Source organism: Achromobacter ruhlandii (genome assembly GCF_902859695.1).
Lineage (GTDB): Bacteria > Pseudomonadota > Gammaproteobacteria > Burkholderiales > Burkholderiaceae_B > Achromobacter > Achromobacter ruhlandii.
Genome location: NZ_CADIJL010000003.1, coordinates 31,589 through 48,691 on the forward strand (window position 1 = coordinate 31,589; position 17,103 = coordinate 48,691).

A 17,103-nucleotide genomic window follows, 5' to 3' on the forward strand; every position below is an offset into this window, starting at 1 on the left:
GCAGCAGCAACGCAGGTATCCCTACCGGTCGTTCAGTTCTCACGGCGTCCTTGATTCATTGCATCTCGTTAATTACAGGACGCTAGGAAAATGGCTCAGAAGGGCAAAGTTAAGTGGTTCAACGCTGACAAGGGTTACGGTTTCATCACGCCGGACGCCGGCGGTACCGATGTTTTCGCACACTTTTCCGCCATCCAGGGCCGCGGCTATCGCAGCCTGAACGAAGGCCAGGAAGTCGAATTCGAAGTCAAGGATGGTCCGAAAGGACCTCAAGCGGCCGAAATTCGCCCGCTCTAAATCGGGAAATCCCAATTTCCCGTCCGCCAGGCCAGGCCTGGCTACAACGCCCCAGAACCTCACGGTCTGGGGCGTTGTTTCATTTGGCGTGGGGCGGCTGTGTGGGCGTTCCACAGCGATTGTTAGTGTTCACTAACATATTTTCTACCCTTGGATAAGTTTGTGGATAATTATTTTGGGACATGAGCAATTCGTTGCGCAGTAATGAAGCAACAGCGATTTGCGGATGACGGTTTTGCACATTTTTGTGATGAGTCCGACGCGTTGTCCAGAAGACGTGCAACACGCCCTGCCAATACTGGCGAGCCTATGCGAACCGAGCCAGAAGAGTGCTTTTCCCTATGAAAACCAGGCGCTTACGGCCGATTTTCGGTGTCGGGACGGCCATAGCCGCTGCTCGCCAGAGGGCCCTTTGCCGGGCCGCTAAGCTGATGTTGCACGCTTCCAGCGGTGGTTGTTCACAAAGATATCCCCATGCTGGTTATGCACAGAATGACACCCGGGATAGCCAAAAGAGGGGTGCTCAACCTGTGGATAGAAATGGGGATAGCGGTGCTGGAACAGGGTAAGTCGATTCCCGCGCGGTGCAATTGTCGCGGCGGATTGCCGCTCTGGGACGCGGGGTTATTTCATGTGGAAGAGATTTTGACCCGCGCGACGGCCCGATGACTTTTCCACAGCGCGAGCAATTAAGCTCGGCACCTGTTCGCGGGTCTCAGCCGAAAGGATGATGGCGCGAAGGAGGGGAGAGAGGCAAGATAGTTGTCCCCTCAAGCGTCGCCTGTCCATAGTTATGCACAGCGCGGCGATGGTGGCTCGGCCCGGGGGATCGGCATGTGGAAAACACCAGGAAGAGATCCGGGCGGCGATTGGACCCTTGGCCGATGTTGAAGTTCCCGCGGCGGCCGCCCCGAACTCGCAGCTCATATTCGAGATCCGGAGTCACTGACTGCCGGGCTCAGCCGCGTCCCTCCAGGCTATCTTTATCGAGCCGATAGTCCAGGCTTATCCACATCTTTTTCCACCGGTTTGTGGGCCTTCGTCGACGCCCGGAATTCCTGGTTCATGGCCGCGTCGGTTACGGGTTCTCGGGATGTGAGTCGGGGCGAATTTTCCAACCTCTTTGGGGTTTTGTGTGTTTTCCTGAATCTGGGTATTTGCCGTGACGAGAAGAATACCGTTGCGCCTTTTGCCCAGCGCGGCAGATTCTAGTCCGGGCCGGACGAGTAACTTATCCCCAGAGTTGTTCCACGTGAAACCGGGTCTTGAATGTGACGCCGGGTGTTGATAAGTCGCCGATGGGGTTCGCCAAGGGGTGGGGCCCTCGATCCGGCAGAAATAGCCCATAGCCGACTTGGCTGTGCGCTGCCAAGGGTGGCGTTACTGGCGAATCAATTCTCCGGGGACGCCAAGAATAGACCAACGCCCGTATGGCGGGTTTCCCATACGCTTTGTCGATTCCTGGCGGCGTTTAGGTATTGCCTCTGCGAAGGTGCGACAAGTTTGTCCTAGGGGTGCAATGTTTCACGGGAATGACGGATGATATTCAAAGTGCGCGGGCCAAATAAGCGCATGTGTGTTGAGGATGGGCGCCTCGGTGGTTGATGTCTGGCAGCGCGCTGTTTCACGTGAAACGGCGAAAAATTCGACATTTCAGGGGTGGGGTAGAGGTAGGGGTGGAAAAATCGCTTTTTTCTCGACATTGGTTTCACGTGGAACATCGATATAGCCGTACTCAGGCGCTGAATTTGAAGATGCCCTTTACGTGCCAAACCGGGATGTCACCGATACTGTCTACCGCCTGGTAGGCGTGTCACAGAGGCGCTCAGGCTCTTATCTGTGTTGTTTCACGTGGAACATTGAACAGCAGCGGGAGGATTTGTGAAGATTGATCCGGGGCTGGCTGATCCGGCTACGTGCTTATTGGCGGAAGCACGCAGGGTGTCAGATGCTGACTGGAGGTCAGGGCGATTTGAAACGCTACCCCACCGACGACGCAACCTTACGGTGGAAGAAAGCAATGTTCCACGTGAAACATAAGCACAGTCCGTCGGTGAGGTTAACTGGCGGCAAGAGGTAAGGGCAGCGTAACGTACTTTAAGTCCGGTCACGGCAACCCGAAGTCGGCGATGTTTCACGTGAAACATCGCTGGCCGAGTGCGCGCCCCACTTTTTTTGCGGAACGATGCTTGCGCTCAGCCCCAGGCACTTTCCCCTTTCCCTAGATGATGACCGGTATTGGACAAGCCCAGGCGTAACTACGCAGTCGATGTTTCACGTGAAACATCCCGGCAGAGCATTGTTCCACTTGCTGTTTCACGTGGAACACCCCTGAACACCGGCAATTGCCGACATATTCAAACGCCGTGCGACCCATGCCCCGTTGCCAATTTGCACACGCTCGGCGCATCTCCACCAGCTTTTCCCTGCTTGGCCATGTTTCACGTGAAACATGCCCCCCCTGCCTCTATAATGAGCACCGAACGCTCTCTTATCTCCCCATCATGGATTATCCCCGCGAATTCGATGTCATCGTCGTCGGAGGCGGCCACGCCGGTACCGAAGCGGCGCTGGCTGCGGCACGCACTGGTGCCCAGACGCTGCTGCTGACCCACAACATCGAGACCCTAGGCCAAATGTCCTGCAATCCCTCCATTGGCGGGATCGGCAAGGGCCACCTCGTCAAAGAAGTCGACGCCCTTGGCGGTGCGATGGCGCTGGCGACGGACGAAGCAGGGATTCAATTCCGTATTCTGAACGGTTCAAAGGGCCCGGCCGTGCGCGCCACCCGAGCCCAAGCCGACAGGGTGTTGTACCGCAAGGCCATCCGTGGCCGCCTGGAGAACCAGCCGAACCTCTGGCTGTTCCAGCAAGCGGTGGAAGACCTGATGGTGGAGGGCGACCGAGTGGTGGGCGCCGTGACCCAGGTTGGCCTGAAGTTCCGCGCCAAGACAGTGGTGCTGACCGCCGGCACGTTCCTGAATGGCTTGATCCACGTGGGACTGCAGAACTATTCCGGTGGCCGTGCGGGCGATCCGCCCGCGATCTCACTGGGGCAGCGCCTGAAGGAATTGCAGTTGCCCCAAGGGCGCCTGAAGACGGGCACGCCGCCGCGCATCGATGGCCGCAGCATCAACTACGGCATTCTGGAAGAGCAGCCCGGCGACCTGGATCCGATCCCGGTGTTCTCTTACATGGGCAACGTGGCCATGCACCCGCGGCAACTGCCGTGCTGGATCACGCACACCAACGCCCGTACCCATGACATCATCCGCGGCGGCCTGGACCGCTCGCCGATGTACAGCGGCGTCATCGAAGGCGTTGGCCCGCGTTACTGTCCGTCGATCGAAGACAAGATTCACCGCTTCGCCGACAAGGAATCGCACCAGGTCTTCCTGGAACCCGAAGGGCTGGACACGCATGAGGTCTATCCCAATGGCGTTTCCACCAGCCTGCCGTTCGACGTGCAACTGGCGCTGATCCATTCCCTGCCGGGCCTGGAGAACGCACATATCCTGCGCCCGGGCTACGCCATCGAATACGACTACTTCGATCCACGTGGATTGAAGAGCACACTGGAAACCAAGGCGATCGCCGGCCTGTACTTTGCCGGCCAGATCAACGGCACCACCGGCTATGAAGAAGCCGCGGCCCAGGGCCTGCTGGCCGGCGTCAACGCCGCCCTGTCCGCGCTGGACCGCGAGCAGTGGACGCCGCGCCGCGACGAAGCTTACCTGGGCGTGCTGGTGGACGACCTGGTCACGCGCGGCGTGACCGAACCGTACCGCATGTTCACCTCGCGCGCGGAATATCGCCTCAGCCTGCGCGAAGACAATGCCGATCTGCGCCTGACCGAAATCGGCCGCCAGCTCGGTATCGTCGATGATGCCCGCTGGGATGCCTTCAACCGCAAGCGGGATGCTGTCGCGGCCGAGGTTGAACGCCTGAAGTCGTCGTGGGTCAATCCCCGTGTGCTGCCGCAGGAAGTGGCCGAACCGCTATTGGGCAAGGCGATTGAACGTGAGTACTCACTTGCAGACCTTCTGAAACGGCCCAATGTTTCCTATGAAGCGCTGATGGCCGCCCGCAACGTCGACGGCACGCTGCTGGCCGGTCCGGGCGTGTCCGCCGACGAGGTGCTGGCCGAGCAGGTCGAAATCCAGGTGAAGTACGCGGGCTACATCGCCCGCCAGCAGGACGAAGTCCAGAAGCAGATTGCGCACGAGCAGCAGCCGATTCCGGCGGACGTCGATTACGACGCCGTCACCAGCCTGTCGTTCGAGGTGCGCCAGAAGCTCAAGACCCACCGGCCCGAGACCATCGGCCAGGCCGGCCGCATCTCGGGTGTGACGCCGGCGGCGATCTCGCTGTTGCTCATCCACCTGAAGCGCCTGCACTACGGCTCGCGCAAGCAAGCCGCATGAGCGCCCAGCCCAACCCGGCCGGCGCGGACATGGCCGGCCGCCTCTCGCATGCCTTCGAGCAGCTCGGACTGCAGGCGGACGCCGCGGCGTCCGCCAAGCTGCTCGACTACCTGGCGCAGATGCAGCGCTGGAACCGGACCTACAACCTGACCGCGATTCGCGATCCACGGCAGATGCTGGTGCAGCACCTGTTCGACAGCCTGGCCGCCGTGGGGCCTTTCAGCCAGGCGCTGGGCGCGCCCGGCACGCCGGCGAAGATCTACGACGTTGGATCCGGCGGCGGCCTGCCGGGCGTGGTCCTGGCCGTCATGCGGCCCGAATGGTCGGTGACCTGCATCGACGCCGTTGAAAAGAAAACCGCATTCGTCCGGCAGATGAGCGGCGCGCTGGCATTGCCGAATCTGCAGGCGCGCCATGCGCGCATCGAAACGCTGGAACCGGCCGGTTGCAATATTGTGACGTCGCGGGCATTCGCCTCCTTGGAGGATTTTGCGATGCTCGCAGGCAGACATGTGGGCAACGATGGTACCCTCGTCGCCATGAAGGGCAAGGTCCCGGATGATGAAATCCAGGCGCTGCACGCGCGTGGTGAATGGCAGGTCGACCACATACAGCCGCTCCAGGTGCCGGAGCTGCAAGCGGAACGCTGCCTGATCTGGATGCGCCGCAGTCAAGGAACCCTATGAAGAACTTACCCCCCAGCTCGACCGCCCGCGTTTTCTGCATCGCCAACCAGAAGGGCGGCGTCGGCAAGACGACCACCGCCATCAACCTGGCGGCCGGGCTGGCCACGCACAAGCAACGCGTGCTGCTGGTGGACCTGGATCCGCAGGGCAACGCCACCATGGGCAGCGGCATCGACAAGAATTCGCTCGAGTCGAACCTGTACCAGGTGCTCATCGGTGAAGCCACCATCGAACAGGCGCGCGTGCGCTCGGAGTCGGGTGGCTACGACGTGCTGCCCGCCAACCGCGAACTGTCCGGCGCCGAGATCGACCTGGTGCAGATGGACGAACGCGAGCGTCAGCTCAAGGCCGCCATCGACACCGTCGGCAGCCAGTACGACTTCGTGCTCATCGATTGCCCGCCCACGCTGTCGCTGTTGACGCTGAACGGCCTGGCCGCGGCGCACGGCGTCATCATCCCGATGCAGTGCGAGTACTTCGCGCTCGAAGGCCTGTCCGACCTGGTCAACACCATCAAGCGCGTGCATCGCAACATCAACGACGACCTGCGCGTCATCGGCTTGTTGCGCGTGATGTTCGATCCGCGCATGACCCTGCAACAGCAGGTGTCGGCCCAGCTCGAATCGCACTTCGGCGACAAGGTCTTCAAGACCGTCGTGCCGCGCAACGTGCGCCTGGCGGAAGCGCCCAGCTACGGCATGCCCGGGGTGGTGTACGACCGTGCCTCGCGTGGCGCGCAGGCGTACATCTCTTTTGGCGCCGAGATGATCGAGCGCGTCCGTGAACTCAACAAATAAGCTGTCCGCATCATGTCCGCCGTCATCCGCCTGTCCCCGGACGCCACCCACACGCCGCCTGCCGACGTGCGGGACGGGCTGCGCGTGCGGCTGGAAGAGGCCGCGCTCAACGCCACGGCGGTGCGCGCGCAGGTGCTCTACGATGGCTGGCTGGTTCGTTACGCGCCGTCTTCGGCCAAACGGGTACGCAGCATCAATGTGCTGGGGTTATCCACACGTCCGCTCGATGAGCGGCTGGCGTATTGTTCAACGTTGTACGCGCGCCATGGCTTGCCCATGGTGTTGCGCCTGACCTCCATCGGCCCCGATTTCTCCCTGGACGCCCAACTGGCTTCCCGGGGTTACCTCCTTACCGAAGAGACCCGAGTCATGAGCATGCCGCTCGCCCCCAGGCTGGCCGCCCGGGGCGATCTGCTTTTCAGGACGGTGGACGCCGCCCGCTTTGCGGCGGCGGTCGGACGCATGCGCGAATCCCGCCCCGAGCACATCGCCGAGCACCAGGCGCGCCTGGAAGGCCTGGCTGTGGATATCCTGCCGGTGCTGGCATTCGACGCCGCTGGCGCCTGCGTGGCCGGCGGCATGGCCGTGCGCGACGGTGATCTGGCAGGCCTGTTCGACGTGGTGACGGACCCGGCGCAGCGGCGCAAGGGATACGCCGCGATGCTGGTCGACCATCTGCTGGCGCTGTGCGTCGAAGACGGCGCCAGCACGGCCTACCTGCAGGTGGAGCCGCAAAACACCGCCGCGCGCGCTTTGTATGGCCGCTACGGTTTCAAAGACTGTTACGCGTATTGGTACCGCCTGCCCGCCGAGCAGGCGGCCGCCTGAGCCCCGGCTCGGGATACCAAAAACAGAAGGAAAGAGGATTTAACTATGGCCACCAAGAAACCCAAGGGATTGGGTCGCGGACTCGACGCCTTGCTGGGCGCCGACGCGCCTGCCATCGACAATATCGGCAAGGCCCCGGCCAAGCCCGAGGGTCTGCCGTCCACCTTGCCTGTTTCGAAGATGCGGGCCGGCAAATACCAGCCGCGCACCCGCATGGACGAGGGCGCGTTGGGCGAGCTGGCCGAGTCGATTCGCACACAAGGCATCATGCAACCCATTCTTGTGCGCGCGCTGAGCGATGCGCCCGGCCACTACGAGATCATCGCGGGCGAACGCCGGTTCCGCGCCGCGCAACTGGCCGGCCTGAAGGAAGTGCCGGTGCTGGTGCGCGAAGTCGCCGACGAGAACGCGGCCGTCATGGCGCTGATCGAGAACATCCAGCGCGAAGACCTCAATCCGCTCGAAGAGGCGCATGGCGTGCGCCGCCTGCTGGACGAATTCGGCCTGACCCACGAGCAGGCCGCCCAGGCCATCGGCCGCTCGCGTTCGGCCACCAGCAACCTGCTGCGCCTGTTGAACCTGGCTTCCGCGGTGCAGACCATGCTGCTGGCCGGCGATGTCGACATGGGCCATGCGCGCGCGCTGCTGGCGGTGGACGCGGCCACGCAGATTCAACTGGCCAACCAGATCATCGCGCGTCGCCTGTCGGTGCGCGAAGCCGAAAAGCTGGTCGCCAAGACCGCCAAGGAAGCCGAGAGCGCCGCCTCGCCCAAGAAAAAGGCCAACGGCGTGTCGCGCGACCTGACGCGCCTGGAAGAAGCGCTGTCCGATCACCTGGGCACGCGCGTGGCGCTCAAGGTCGGCGCCAAGGAAAAGGGCCAGATCGTCATCGACTTCCACGGCTGGGAACATCTGAATTCGCTGCTCGAGCGCCAAGGCCTGTCCGGGGTGGTCGATGCCTGAGCAGGCGCTGCCCGTTATCGCGGTGCTGGCCACCGGCGGCACGATCGCCGGCGCCCAGGCCGATGCCACGTCCGCCGGCTACAAGGCCGGTTCGTTCTCGGTGGGCGATCTGCTGGCGGCGGTGCCGCAATTGTCGAACCTGGCCGAGATCCGCGCCGAGCAGGTTGCCAACGTCGGCAGCCAGAACATGACGCACGACGTGTGGCGCGCGCTGGCGCAGCGTGTCGAGGCCTTGTGCGCGGATCCGTCCGTTGCCGGCATCGTCATCACGCACGGCACCGACACGCTCGAGGAAACCGCCTACTTCCTGAGCCTGGTGATTCAGCACGACAAGCCGGTGGTGCTGGTGGGCGCGATGCGTCCGGCCACCGCGCTGGGGGCGGAAGGTCCCGCCAACCTGTACAACGCGGTGGCGCTGGCGCGCCATCCCGACGCTCGCGGCCGCGGTCCGTTGGTCGTCATGAATGAAGACGTGCACTATGCCCGCGAGATCCAGAAGATCGCCAGCGCCGGCATCAACGCTTTCGCGTCGCCCAATCGCGGTCGAGCCGGCGTGATGCATGGCGGCACGCCGTGCTTCTATTCGCGCAACACCACCACCCACACGACACAAAGCGAGTTTTCACTCGCATTACTGGAACAGGCCGGCTGGCCCCGGGTGGACGTCGTCTATGCGCACGCCAATCTGCAGTCGGACGTCATCGACTTCATCGCCCGCCACGCCGACGGTATCGTGCTGGCCGGCGTGGGCGATGGCAACGCCACCGACCTGGCCATCGACGGTCTGACGCGCGCCGCGGCCGCCGGCGTCGCGGTGGCGCGGTCCAGCCGTACCGGCAGCGGCTTCGTCGCGCGGGATGTCGAACTGGACGACGCGGCCCTCGGCTTCATCGCCGCCGGCGATCTCAATCCGCAGAAGGCCAGGATCCTGCTGATGCTGGCACTATGCGTCACGCGCGACACCGCGGCGCTGCAGCGCTGCTTCGATCGTTATTGAGATACGCAGGGCATTCAAGGGGCAGCCTTTGAATGCCCGCGCCGGCGTCATGGACCGACCGGCGCATCCGCGCCATGCGCCAGCCCCAGGCTGGTCCGCAACATGTCATAGACCTGCCGCGTCAGCGGATTGATCAGGTCGCGCCTTATCCACAGGAAGTAGGTCACGTCCGGCAAGGGCGGCAGCCCCTCCTTTTCTCCCAGCACCCGCATTTCCGGCGCCAGCAGCTCGACGCTGCGCGCCGTCACGCCCAAGCCTGCCCGCAGCGCGGCCTTGATGCCGACCAGGTTGGGCGCGACGTAATTGGTGTGCCAGCGTACCTGCGCCTGTTCCAGGGCCGTCAATGCCAGCCGGCGGAAGATACTGGGCTCGTCAGCAAGCACCAGTGGCACGGGCGCGGTCACATCGTGGACATAGTCGGCCGAAGCCAGCCACACCGTGGGCGAAGTGCGCAATGCCACCCCTTCGAAGTCCTGGTCGAAACGCGTCGAGATCGTCAGGTCCAGTTCGCCCGCGCGTAGCGCGTCCATCAGGAACGGGCTGCGGTCGGTGCGGATCTCCAGTTTCACGCGCGGCGCCGAGCGCGCGATATGAGTCAGCAGCGTCGGCAGGATGGTGTCCGCCACATCCAGCGGCGCGCCCAGGCGCAGGTCGCCCTCCAGCGGGCCGTCCTGCAGCGCGCGCAACGCCTCGTCGTTGATGGCAAGCATATGGCGCGCGTATTCCACCAGCCGCCTGCCATGCGAGGACAGGATCTTGTTGCGGCCCTGCTTTTCGAACAAGGGCAGGCCAAGCGTCGCTTCCAGCCGCTGCATCTGCTGCGTCACCGCCGATTGCGTCTTGTGCAGCCGGTTGGCGGCCTCGGAGAACGTTTCGTGGCGCGCGATCGCGGTCAGCGTACGCAGCAGGTCGAGGTCGAGATGGCGCATGGCGGGTGCAGCAAAGGGCAGGGGAAGTATTAGAAACGCTTATGGAATATTAAGGCAATTTAAATTGTTGGACCTCGCTTGCGGCGATACAGTGGCTGAAATAACTCATGGAACACGAGGGAAAATCACTGTGAGCACCACGCACCCCCACCAGCAGGGCATCGACACTGCCATCGGAAATATTAAAAATACTTTAGGAAATAAGGGCCTGAACCGCAACAGCCTGAAGGCCGTGCTGGATGAGCTGATCGGCCTGGCCAGCCACACCGACTGGTGGGGCCAGGACCGCTACCCGGCGCCGGAAGAGGGCGAGCGCCAGGCGCGCTACCTGATCGGCGAAGACGCCGACAAGCGCTACGCGCTCTACCTGAACGTGATGCGCCCCGGCAAGCAGATCGTGCCGCACAACCACACCACCTGGGCCTGTATCGCCGCCGTGGAAGGGGTGGAATACAACTACGTCTACGACCGCACCGACGACGGTTCGGTGCCGGGCGTGGGCCGCCTGGAAAAGACCGGCACCGTGGTGGTGGGACCCGGCACCGGCATCGCGCTGATGCCCGACGACATCCATGCCGTCGAGATCCAGGGCGACAGCGTCATCCGCCACCTGCACATGTATGGCCGCGCCCTGGAGACGCTGACCGAACGACTCGCTTTCGACCTGGCGGCAGGCACCTGCAAGGTCATGCCGATCGGCGTGCAGACGCGTCGCTGAGCATCATGAACAAGCCCCTGCGGCCCGCGACGCGCCTGCTGCGCGCCGGGCGTCCCCATGCCGGCTGGGTCAATACCCCGGTCACGCGCGCCAGCACCTATGTGTTCGACAGCGTCGCGGCCTGGCGTGACACCCGCGCCCGCCGCGAACAGGAACGCCTGCCGTCATACGGCGCGCGCGGCACCGACAGCACGCACGCGCTGGAAGACGCGCTGGTCGAGCTGGAGCAGGGCCATCGCGCCCAGCTGTATCCCACGGGTCAGGCCGCCATCGCCGTCGTGCTGCTGGCCTATCTGCGCGCCGGCGATCACGTGCTGGTGACCGACGCGGTCTATGAACCGGTGCGCCGCTTCTGCGCCGAGCACCTGGCGCGGCTGGGCATCGAATTCACCTTCTATCGGCCGGACGGCGCCGGCCTGGCGCAGCTGCTGCGTCCCAACACGCGCATGATCTATGCCGAGTCGCCCGGCTCGCTGACCTACGAGATGCCGGACCTGCGGCAGCTGGCCGAGTTGGCGCGGCGCCACGATTGCTGGCTGGCTGTGGATAACACCTGGGCGTCGGGATTGCTATGCCAGCCGCTGGCGCTGGGCGCGGATATCTCGATCCTCGCCGCCACCAAATACCTGGGCGGCCATGCCGACGTGATGATGGGCGCGGTGGTGACCAATGCCCGCGCCTGGCGCGCGCTGGAACGCGCCAGCATCGACTTCGGCCAGACCGTCGGCGCCGACGACGCCTTCCTGGTGCTGCGCGGCATGCGTTCGCTGCCGCTGCGCATGGCGCAGCACGCCCGCAGCGCCCTGCGCGTGGCCCAGTGGCTGCAGGGCAGGGCGGAAGTGGCGCGCGTGCTGTGCCCGGCCTTGCCCGACGATCCCGCGCATGCGGTCTGGCGGCGCGAATGCTCCGGCGCGAACGGCCTGCTGACGCTTGAGTTCGCCGCCGGCATCGCCGACGCCGACATGGAACGCGCCATCGACGCGCTGCGCCTGTTCGGCATCGGCGCCTCCTGGGGCGGCTTCGAAAGCCTGGTGATTCCCGTCAATCTGGCCAAGGCGCGTTCCCTGCCCGTCGCCGCGCACGGCGCCATGTTGCGCCTGCATATCGGCCTGGAGGACCCGGACGACCTGATCGCCGACCTCGAACAGGCATTCGGCCAATTGCGGCCGAGCCTGCAGGCCCCGAACTCCCATTCTCCCGATTCCCTGCGGATTTAACGATGCATTCCCATTCCGACCTGAAACTGGCCGATATCGACTCGCACACCCTCAAGGGCTGGCTGCACGACGGCGGCGAGATTGCGCTGCTGGACGTGCGCGAACACGGCCAGTATGGCGAGTCCCATCTGTTCTATGCGGCGCCCGTGCCGTTCAGCCGGCTCGAGGCCGACATCGCGCGCCTGGCGCCGCGCCGCGACGTGCGCATGGTGGTCTATGACGAAGGTGGCGAGGACGACGTCGCCGCGCGTTCGGCGACAGCGTTGCGCGCCCTGGGCTACACGCGGGTCTATCGCCTCGCCGGCGGCATCGCGCAATGGCAGCGCGACGGCTATGCGGCCTTCGCCGGGGTCAACGTGCCGAGCAAGACCTTTGGCGAACTGGCCGAAGAGGTTTTCCACACCCCGCGCATCAGCGCCGCCGAGCTGGCCGAGCGCCAGCGCCGTGGCGACAACCTGGTCGTGCTGGACGGCCGGCCCTACAGCGAGTACCAGAAGATGAGCATTCCCGGCGGCATCTGCTGCCCCAACGGCGAGCTGGCGCTGCGCGCCCACACGCTGGCGCGCGACCCGAACACCACCATCGTGGTCAATTGCGCCGGCCGCACGCGCAGCATCATCGGCGCGCAGACGCTCATCAACCTGGGCGTGCCCAACCCCGTCTATGCGCTGGAGAACGGCACGCAGGGTTGGTATCTGGCGGACTTCAAGCTGGACCACGGCGCCAGCCGCCGCTACGACGACACGGTGGCCGCCGCGGACCTGCCCGACCTGGCGCAGCGCTCGGCCGGCCTGGCGCGTCGTCATGGCGTGCCGGAAGTGAATGCCGCGCAGGTACGCGCATGGCTCGACGACGCCAGCCGCAGCACCTTCCTGTGCGACGTGCGCAGCGCCGAGGAATTCGCGCGCGGCTCGCTGCCAGGCGCCCAGCACACGCCTGGCGGCCAGTTGATCCAGGCCACCGACCAATACCTGGCGGTGCGCGGCGCACGCATCGTGGTGTTCGATGGCGAAGGCGTGCGCGCGCCGGTGGTGGCCAGTTGGCTGCGCCAGATGGGCTGGGACGCGAGCGTGTTGCGGGAAGGCGTGGCCGCCGACCTGCAAGCGCCGCTCGCCCCGGCGGCGGAGCCCGCGTTGACGCTGCTCGACGACGCGGCCCTGGTCGACGCGCAGGCGCAAGGCGCCCAGTTGCTCGACATCCGTCCCAGCATGCGCTATCGCGCGCAGCACATCGATGGGGCGCGCTGGTCGGTGCGGCCGCGTTTTGCCGACCTGGCGCTGGATCCCTCGCGTCCGCTGGTGCTGCTGGCCGAAGAGCGCGCGGTGGCCGCCTGGGCCGCGGCGGACCTGCGCGCGCTCGGCGTGCGCGACGTCAAGGCCAACCTGGGCACGCCCGCGGGCTGGTCGGCTGCCGGCCTGGCGCTGGTGTCCACGCCGGCCGAACCGGCCGACGCCGATTGCATCGACTACCTGTTCTTCGTGCACGACCGCCACGACGGCAACAAGGCCGCCGCGCGCCAGTACCTCGCCTGGGAGACCAACCTGGTCAAGCAGATCGACGCGCGCGAACGCGCCGCCTACCGCTTCCCGGCCGGGTGACCGCCGCGACTGCATGACCCTCGCGGCCGCCATGGCGGCCGCGCGCAACGCTTCATCCGATCAGCACGCCCCGACGCTTTCGACGGCGGGGCGCGGACGGTTCATGGCGAACCGAAATGCAATGGACGGCCGAGCATCCGGCCGCCAACCACAAGGGGAAATACCGATGAACAAGCTCAACCTGCAGCATGCCTGCAAGACCGCCGCGGCCCTGGCCTGCCTGGCCTGGGGGATGAACGCCCACGCCCAGGCGCCGGCGCCATTGGCCGACTATCCCAAGCAGGCGATCACCGTGGTGTCGCCGTTCCCGCCCGGGGGCGGCAATGATGGCGTGGCGCGTCTCATCGCGCAGGAACTGGGCGCCCTTATCGGCCAGAGCGTGGTGGTGGAAAACCGCTCCGGCGCGGGCGGCAACGTTGGCACCTCGCAGGTGTCGCGCGCCAAGCCCGATGGCTACACGCTGGTGATGTCGCAGACCAGCGTCATGGCGGTCAACCCGCGCCTCTACAAGAACGTGGGCTTCGATCCGCTCAAGGATTTCGTGCCGATCTCGCAGATCACCTCGGCACCGCTAGTGCTGGTGGCGCGCAGCGAAAGCGCCTACAAATCGCTGGGCGATTATCTGGACGCCGCGCGCAAGCAGCCGGGCGTCATCACCTACGCCACGCCTGGCAACGGCACCATGAGCCACCTGATGGGGGCGCTGCTGTCGCAGAAGGCCAACGTCAAGCTGGTGCACGTGCCGTACCGTGGCGCCGCGCCCGCCATCACCGACCTGATGGGCGGCACGGTCGACATGCTGATCACCTCGCCGGCCTCGGCCGAGCCGATGGTGGCGGCCGGCAAGCTGCGCATCCTTGCGCTGAGCCATGAGAACGGCATCGGCATCTTCAAGGGCGCGCCGACGCTTGGCCAATCCGGCATGGACGGCATCACGGCCGACGACTGGTACGGCCTGTTCGCGCCGGCCGGCACGCCGCCCGAACGCGTCGCCTACCTGGCGCAGGCGGTGGCGCAGGCCATGAAGTCGCCTAACGTCATCGCCAAGATCCAGGCCGGCGGCAGCCAGCCCGTCGGCAGCGCGCCCGATGCGTTCGGCAAGCGCCTGCAGCAGGACACCGCGTACTGGGCAGACATGGTGAAGGTTGCGGGCGTGTCGGTGGATTGAGGCGGCGCTACACCACCAGCATCTTGCCGACCGCGTTCTTCAGGGCCGCGAAGGCCGGCTGCTTCTGCGCATTGGTGTTGGTGACGAGGTGATCGATGCGGTTCACCTCGCAGTACGACACCCGGCTGCACAGGCCGATCTTGCTGAAGTCGGCCAGCAGGATGCGCTGTTTGGCGTTGGCCGCCATGGCGCGCGCCACCTCGGCTTCGCGCAGGTCGTAGCTGGTGGCGCCGCATTCGGCATCCACGCCCACCGGCGACAGCAACGCCACGTCGGCGCGGTAGCGGTGGATTTCGGCGATGGTGATGTCGCCGGCGGTGGCGCACACTGGCCCGCCCACCGATCCGCCCAGCATGATGAGTTCATTGGCGCCGCTACCGGCGGCGCCGACCTTGAGCGCCACGTCGAACGAATTGGTGATGAGGGTCAGGCCGCTCAGCTTGGCCAGTTCGTCCGCCAGCATGCTGGTGGTGCTGCCGGCGTCCAGGAACAGCGTCTGGCCGCTCGTCACCAGGCCGGCGGCGGCGCGCGCGATGGCGCGCTTGTACTTGACGCGGGTGTGCACGCGCTCGGTGATCGGCGGCTCGCTGTGCACCGGCACCGCGCCGCCATGCACGCGGCGCAATTCGCCCATCGCCTCCAGTTCCAGCAGATCGCGCCGGACGGTCTCCCGCGATACCCCCAATTCGCCGACGATACGGTCGGTCGATACCTGCTGCAGCGAAGACAGCAGGGCGCGGATTCTCTGATACCGCTCTTCTTGCCACATATCGGATGCTTCCTAATCTATTTGCGGCGTCGCGTCGGCAGCGCGATCAACGCGCGCATCGCCAGCAGCGAACCGCCCACGACCAGCATGATAAGCGTCGAATAGGCCGCCGCCTGCGAGACGAACCCCGCTTCGTCCAGCCGCAGTACGGAAACCGGCGCGACGCTGACCGACGGCGTGACCAGGAAGATCACCGCCGACAGCGTCACCATGGAACGCATGAACAGGAAAAAGAACACGCCCAGCACCGTTGGGGCGATCTGCGGCAGCACCGCGTCGCGCAGCACCTGCAGGGTGCCGCCGCCCAGGCAGTTCACCGCCTCCTCCAGCGCCTGCGGCACCGCGCGCATGCCGGTCATCATCGTCAGGAAGCCCTGCGTGTGATAGTGGTAGAAGTTGCACAGCGCGATCAGCGCGGCGCTGCCGTACAGCGCGTAGAGCGGATTGGCGGGCGAGTTGAAGGCGAAGATGTACGACAGCCCCAGCACCAGCCCCGGCACGCCCACCGGCAGCACCGACACCAGGTACACCAGCTTGGCCCAGGCGCGCGGGATGCGGCACACGCCGAAGGTCAGGAAGAACAGCAGCAGCACCCCGCCGGCCGCGGCCGCCAGCGACAGGTATAGCGAGGTCCACAACGGCGCATAACCGCCGCTGACGGTGATGTCGTAGTGCTTCAAAGTCCACTCCATGCGGTAGGGCCACAGCCGCATGAAGCTGGCGAACACCACCGTGCCCACCGTCACCACGATGGCGCTGGCGCACAGCAATACGCCGGCCGTGAACGCCAGGTCGCGGCCGCGCGCCGGCTGCGGCGTGACGCGCAGCCCGCTGGGCGAGGCGGCGCCGAACTGGCGCTGCGACGCCACCCGTTCGATCTGCACCGAGATCAGCGACGGCAGCAGCAGCAGGATGCCGACCACCGAGCCCATGCCGAAATTCATCTGCCCCGACACCTGGCTGTAGATCTCGGTGGCCAGCACACGATAGTTGCCGCCGATCACCGCGGCGTTGCCGAAGTCGGTGATGGTGATGACGAACACGACGAACGCCGCGCTCAGCAGCCCGAACTTGCAGTTGGGCAGCGTGATGTCGAAGAACTGCCGCGCGCTCGACGCGCCCATCACCTCGGCCGCGTCGTAATAACGCGCATCGGTGTTGCGCAGCGCCGCCTGCAGGATCAGCACGGCCTGGGGCAGGGCGTAGAACACGTTCGAGATCAGCAGGCCCCAGAAGCCGTAGATATCGAATTCCCACCCGGTCCAGCGATGCACCAAGCCGTTACGGCCGAGCAGGAAGATCAGCCCCAGCCCCTGCACCAGCGACGGCGCCAGCAGCGGCAGCACCAGCGCCAGTTTCGCCAGCGCCTTGCCGCGCATGCGGCTGCGGTCCAGCCCGAAAGCGATGGCAAAGCCCAGCAGCAGGCTGACGACGGTGGTGGCCGCGCTCATCGTCAGGCTGTTGGCGGTGGCGGTCAGGATGCCGCGGGTGGCGAACACCTCGGCGTAATTGCCCAGGCCGATAGCGCCGTCCTTTTCCACCAGGCTGCGCCAGCCGACCGTGGCCAATGGATACAGGAAGAACAACGCCAGCCCGGCCATCGGAATGCCAACGCAGGTCCAGAGCAACACCCGGTCCAGCGACACGGACGCGCGGCCGGCGCGGGACGACGCGGCGGCGCCGATACGAACCGTATTCATACTCGGACTCCC

Annotated in this window: 14 protein-coding genes; 11 read left to right on the top strand and 3 right to left on the bottom strand. The window is 65.4% G+C overall.

Annotated elements, in window-relative coordinates:
- Positions 1-90 precede the first annotated feature (90 nt).
- The 7 genes from HV742_RS04495 (at position 91) to HV742_RS04525 (ending at position 8,992) form a co-directional block, all read left to right on the top strand.
- Positions 91-297, top strand: coding sequence for a cold-shock protein (locus HV742_RS04495; protein ID WP_006389561.1), 207 nt, complete (start codon positions 91-93; stop codon positions 295-297).
- A 2,504-nt stretch (positions 298-2,801) separates the two neighbouring features.
- Complete coding sequence (mnmG, locus tag HV742_RS04500) at positions 2,802-4,721, top strand: tRNA uridine-5-carboxymethylaminomethyl(34) synthesis enzyme MnmG (protein ID WP_059268701.1); 1,920 nt, start codon at positions 2,802-2,804, stop codon at positions 4,719-4,721.
- Positions 4,718-5,407 carry a 16S rRNA (guanine(527)-N(7))-methyltransferase RsmG gene (gene rsmG, locus HV742_RS04505; protein WP_059268698.1) on the top strand — a complete coding sequence of 230 codons (690 nt, stop codon included), beginning with the start codon at positions 4,718-4,720 and terminating at the stop codon, positions 5,405-5,407. Before mnmG ends, rsmG begins: the two co-directional genes overlap by 4 nt.
- Complete coding sequence (locus HV742_RS04510) at positions 5,404-6,204, top strand: ParA family protein (RefSeq protein ID WP_049077304.1); 801 nt, start codon at positions 5,404-5,406, stop codon at positions 6,202-6,204. The genes rsmG and HV742_RS04510 overlap by 4 nt, the downstream gene beginning before the upstream one ends.
- A 12-nt stretch (positions 6,205-6,216) precedes the next feature.
- A complete protein-coding gene (locus HV742_RS04515; protein WP_059268696.1) occupies positions 6,217-7,032 on the top strand; it encodes a GNAT family N-acetyltransferase in 816 nt (271 codons plus the stop codon).
- Positions 7,033-7,077: 45 nt separating this feature from the next.
- Positions 7,078-7,995, top strand: a complete 918-nt coding sequence (locus tag HV742_RS04520; RefSeq protein ID WP_026382435.1) for a ParB/RepB/Spo0J family partition protein — start codon at positions 7,078-7,080, stop codon at positions 7,993-7,995.
- Positions 7,988-8,992: an asparaginase gene (locus HV742_RS04525; RefSeq protein ID WP_049077298.1), complete on the top strand. Its 1,005-nt coding sequence runs from the start codon at positions 7,988-7,990 to the stop codon at positions 8,990-8,992. The genes HV742_RS04520 and HV742_RS04525 overlap by 8 nt, the downstream gene beginning before the upstream one ends.
- Before the next feature lie 47 nt (positions 8,993-9,039).
- Here HV742_RS04525 and HV742_RS04530 read toward each other — a convergent pair whose 3' ends face one another.
- The gene (locus HV742_RS04530; protein WP_049077297.1) at positions 9,040-9,921 is read right to left on the bottom strand and encodes a LysR substrate-binding domain-containing protein; all 882 of its coding nucleotides are present in this window, start codon (positions 9,919-9,921) and stop codon (positions 9,040-9,042) included.
- Positions 9,922-10,051: 130 nt separating this feature from the next.
- On the opposite strand from HV742_RS04530, the gene HV742_RS04535 reads away from it, so the two are divergent.
- From HV742_RS04535 to HV742_RS04550, 4 genes are all read left to right on the top strand, one after another.
- Entirely contained in the window at positions 10,052-10,639 is a 588-nt protein-coding gene (locus tag HV742_RS04535) for a cysteine dioxygenase family protein (protein WP_054418885.1), read from the top strand.
- A gap of 5 nt (positions 10,640-10,644) precedes the next feature.
- Positions 10,645-11,856 carry a cystathionine beta-lyase gene (gene metC / locus HV742_RS04540; protein ID WP_175144589.1) on the top strand — a complete coding sequence of 404 codons (1,212 nt, stop codon included), beginning with the start codon at positions 10,645-10,647 and terminating at the stop codon, positions 11,854-11,856.
- A gap of 2 nt (positions 11,857-11,858) precedes the next feature.
- The gene (locus HV742_RS04545) at positions 11,859-13,454 is read left to right on the top strand and encodes a rhodanese-like domain-containing protein (RefSeq protein WP_175144590.1); all 1,596 of its coding nucleotides are present in this window, start codon (positions 11,859-11,861) and stop codon (positions 13,452-13,454) included.
- Positions 13,455-13,620: 166 nt separating this feature from the next.
- The gene (locus tag HV742_RS04550) at positions 13,621-14,622 is read left to right on the top strand and encodes a Bug family tripartite tricarboxylate transporter substrate binding protein (RefSeq protein ID WP_054430969.1); all 1,002 of its coding nucleotides are present in this window, start codon (positions 13,621-13,623) and stop codon (positions 14,620-14,622) included.
- A 7-nt stretch (positions 14,623-14,629) separates the two neighbouring features.
- On the opposite strand, the gene HV742_RS04555 is transcribed toward HV742_RS04550, so the two are convergent.
- Positions 14,630-15,391, bottom strand: coding sequence for a DeoR/GlpR family DNA-binding transcription regulator (locus HV742_RS04555; protein ID WP_059268689.1), 762 nt, complete (start codon positions 15,389-15,391; stop codon positions 14,630-14,632).
- A gap of 17 nt (positions 15,392-15,408) precedes the next feature.
- Positions 15,409-17,091 carry an ABC transporter permease subunit gene (locus HV742_RS04560; RefSeq protein ID WP_175144591.1) on the bottom strand — a complete coding sequence of 561 codons (1,683 nt, stop codon included), beginning with the start codon at positions 17,089-17,091 and terminating at the stop codon, positions 15,409-15,411.
- Positions 17,092-17,103 lie beyond the last annotated feature (12 nt).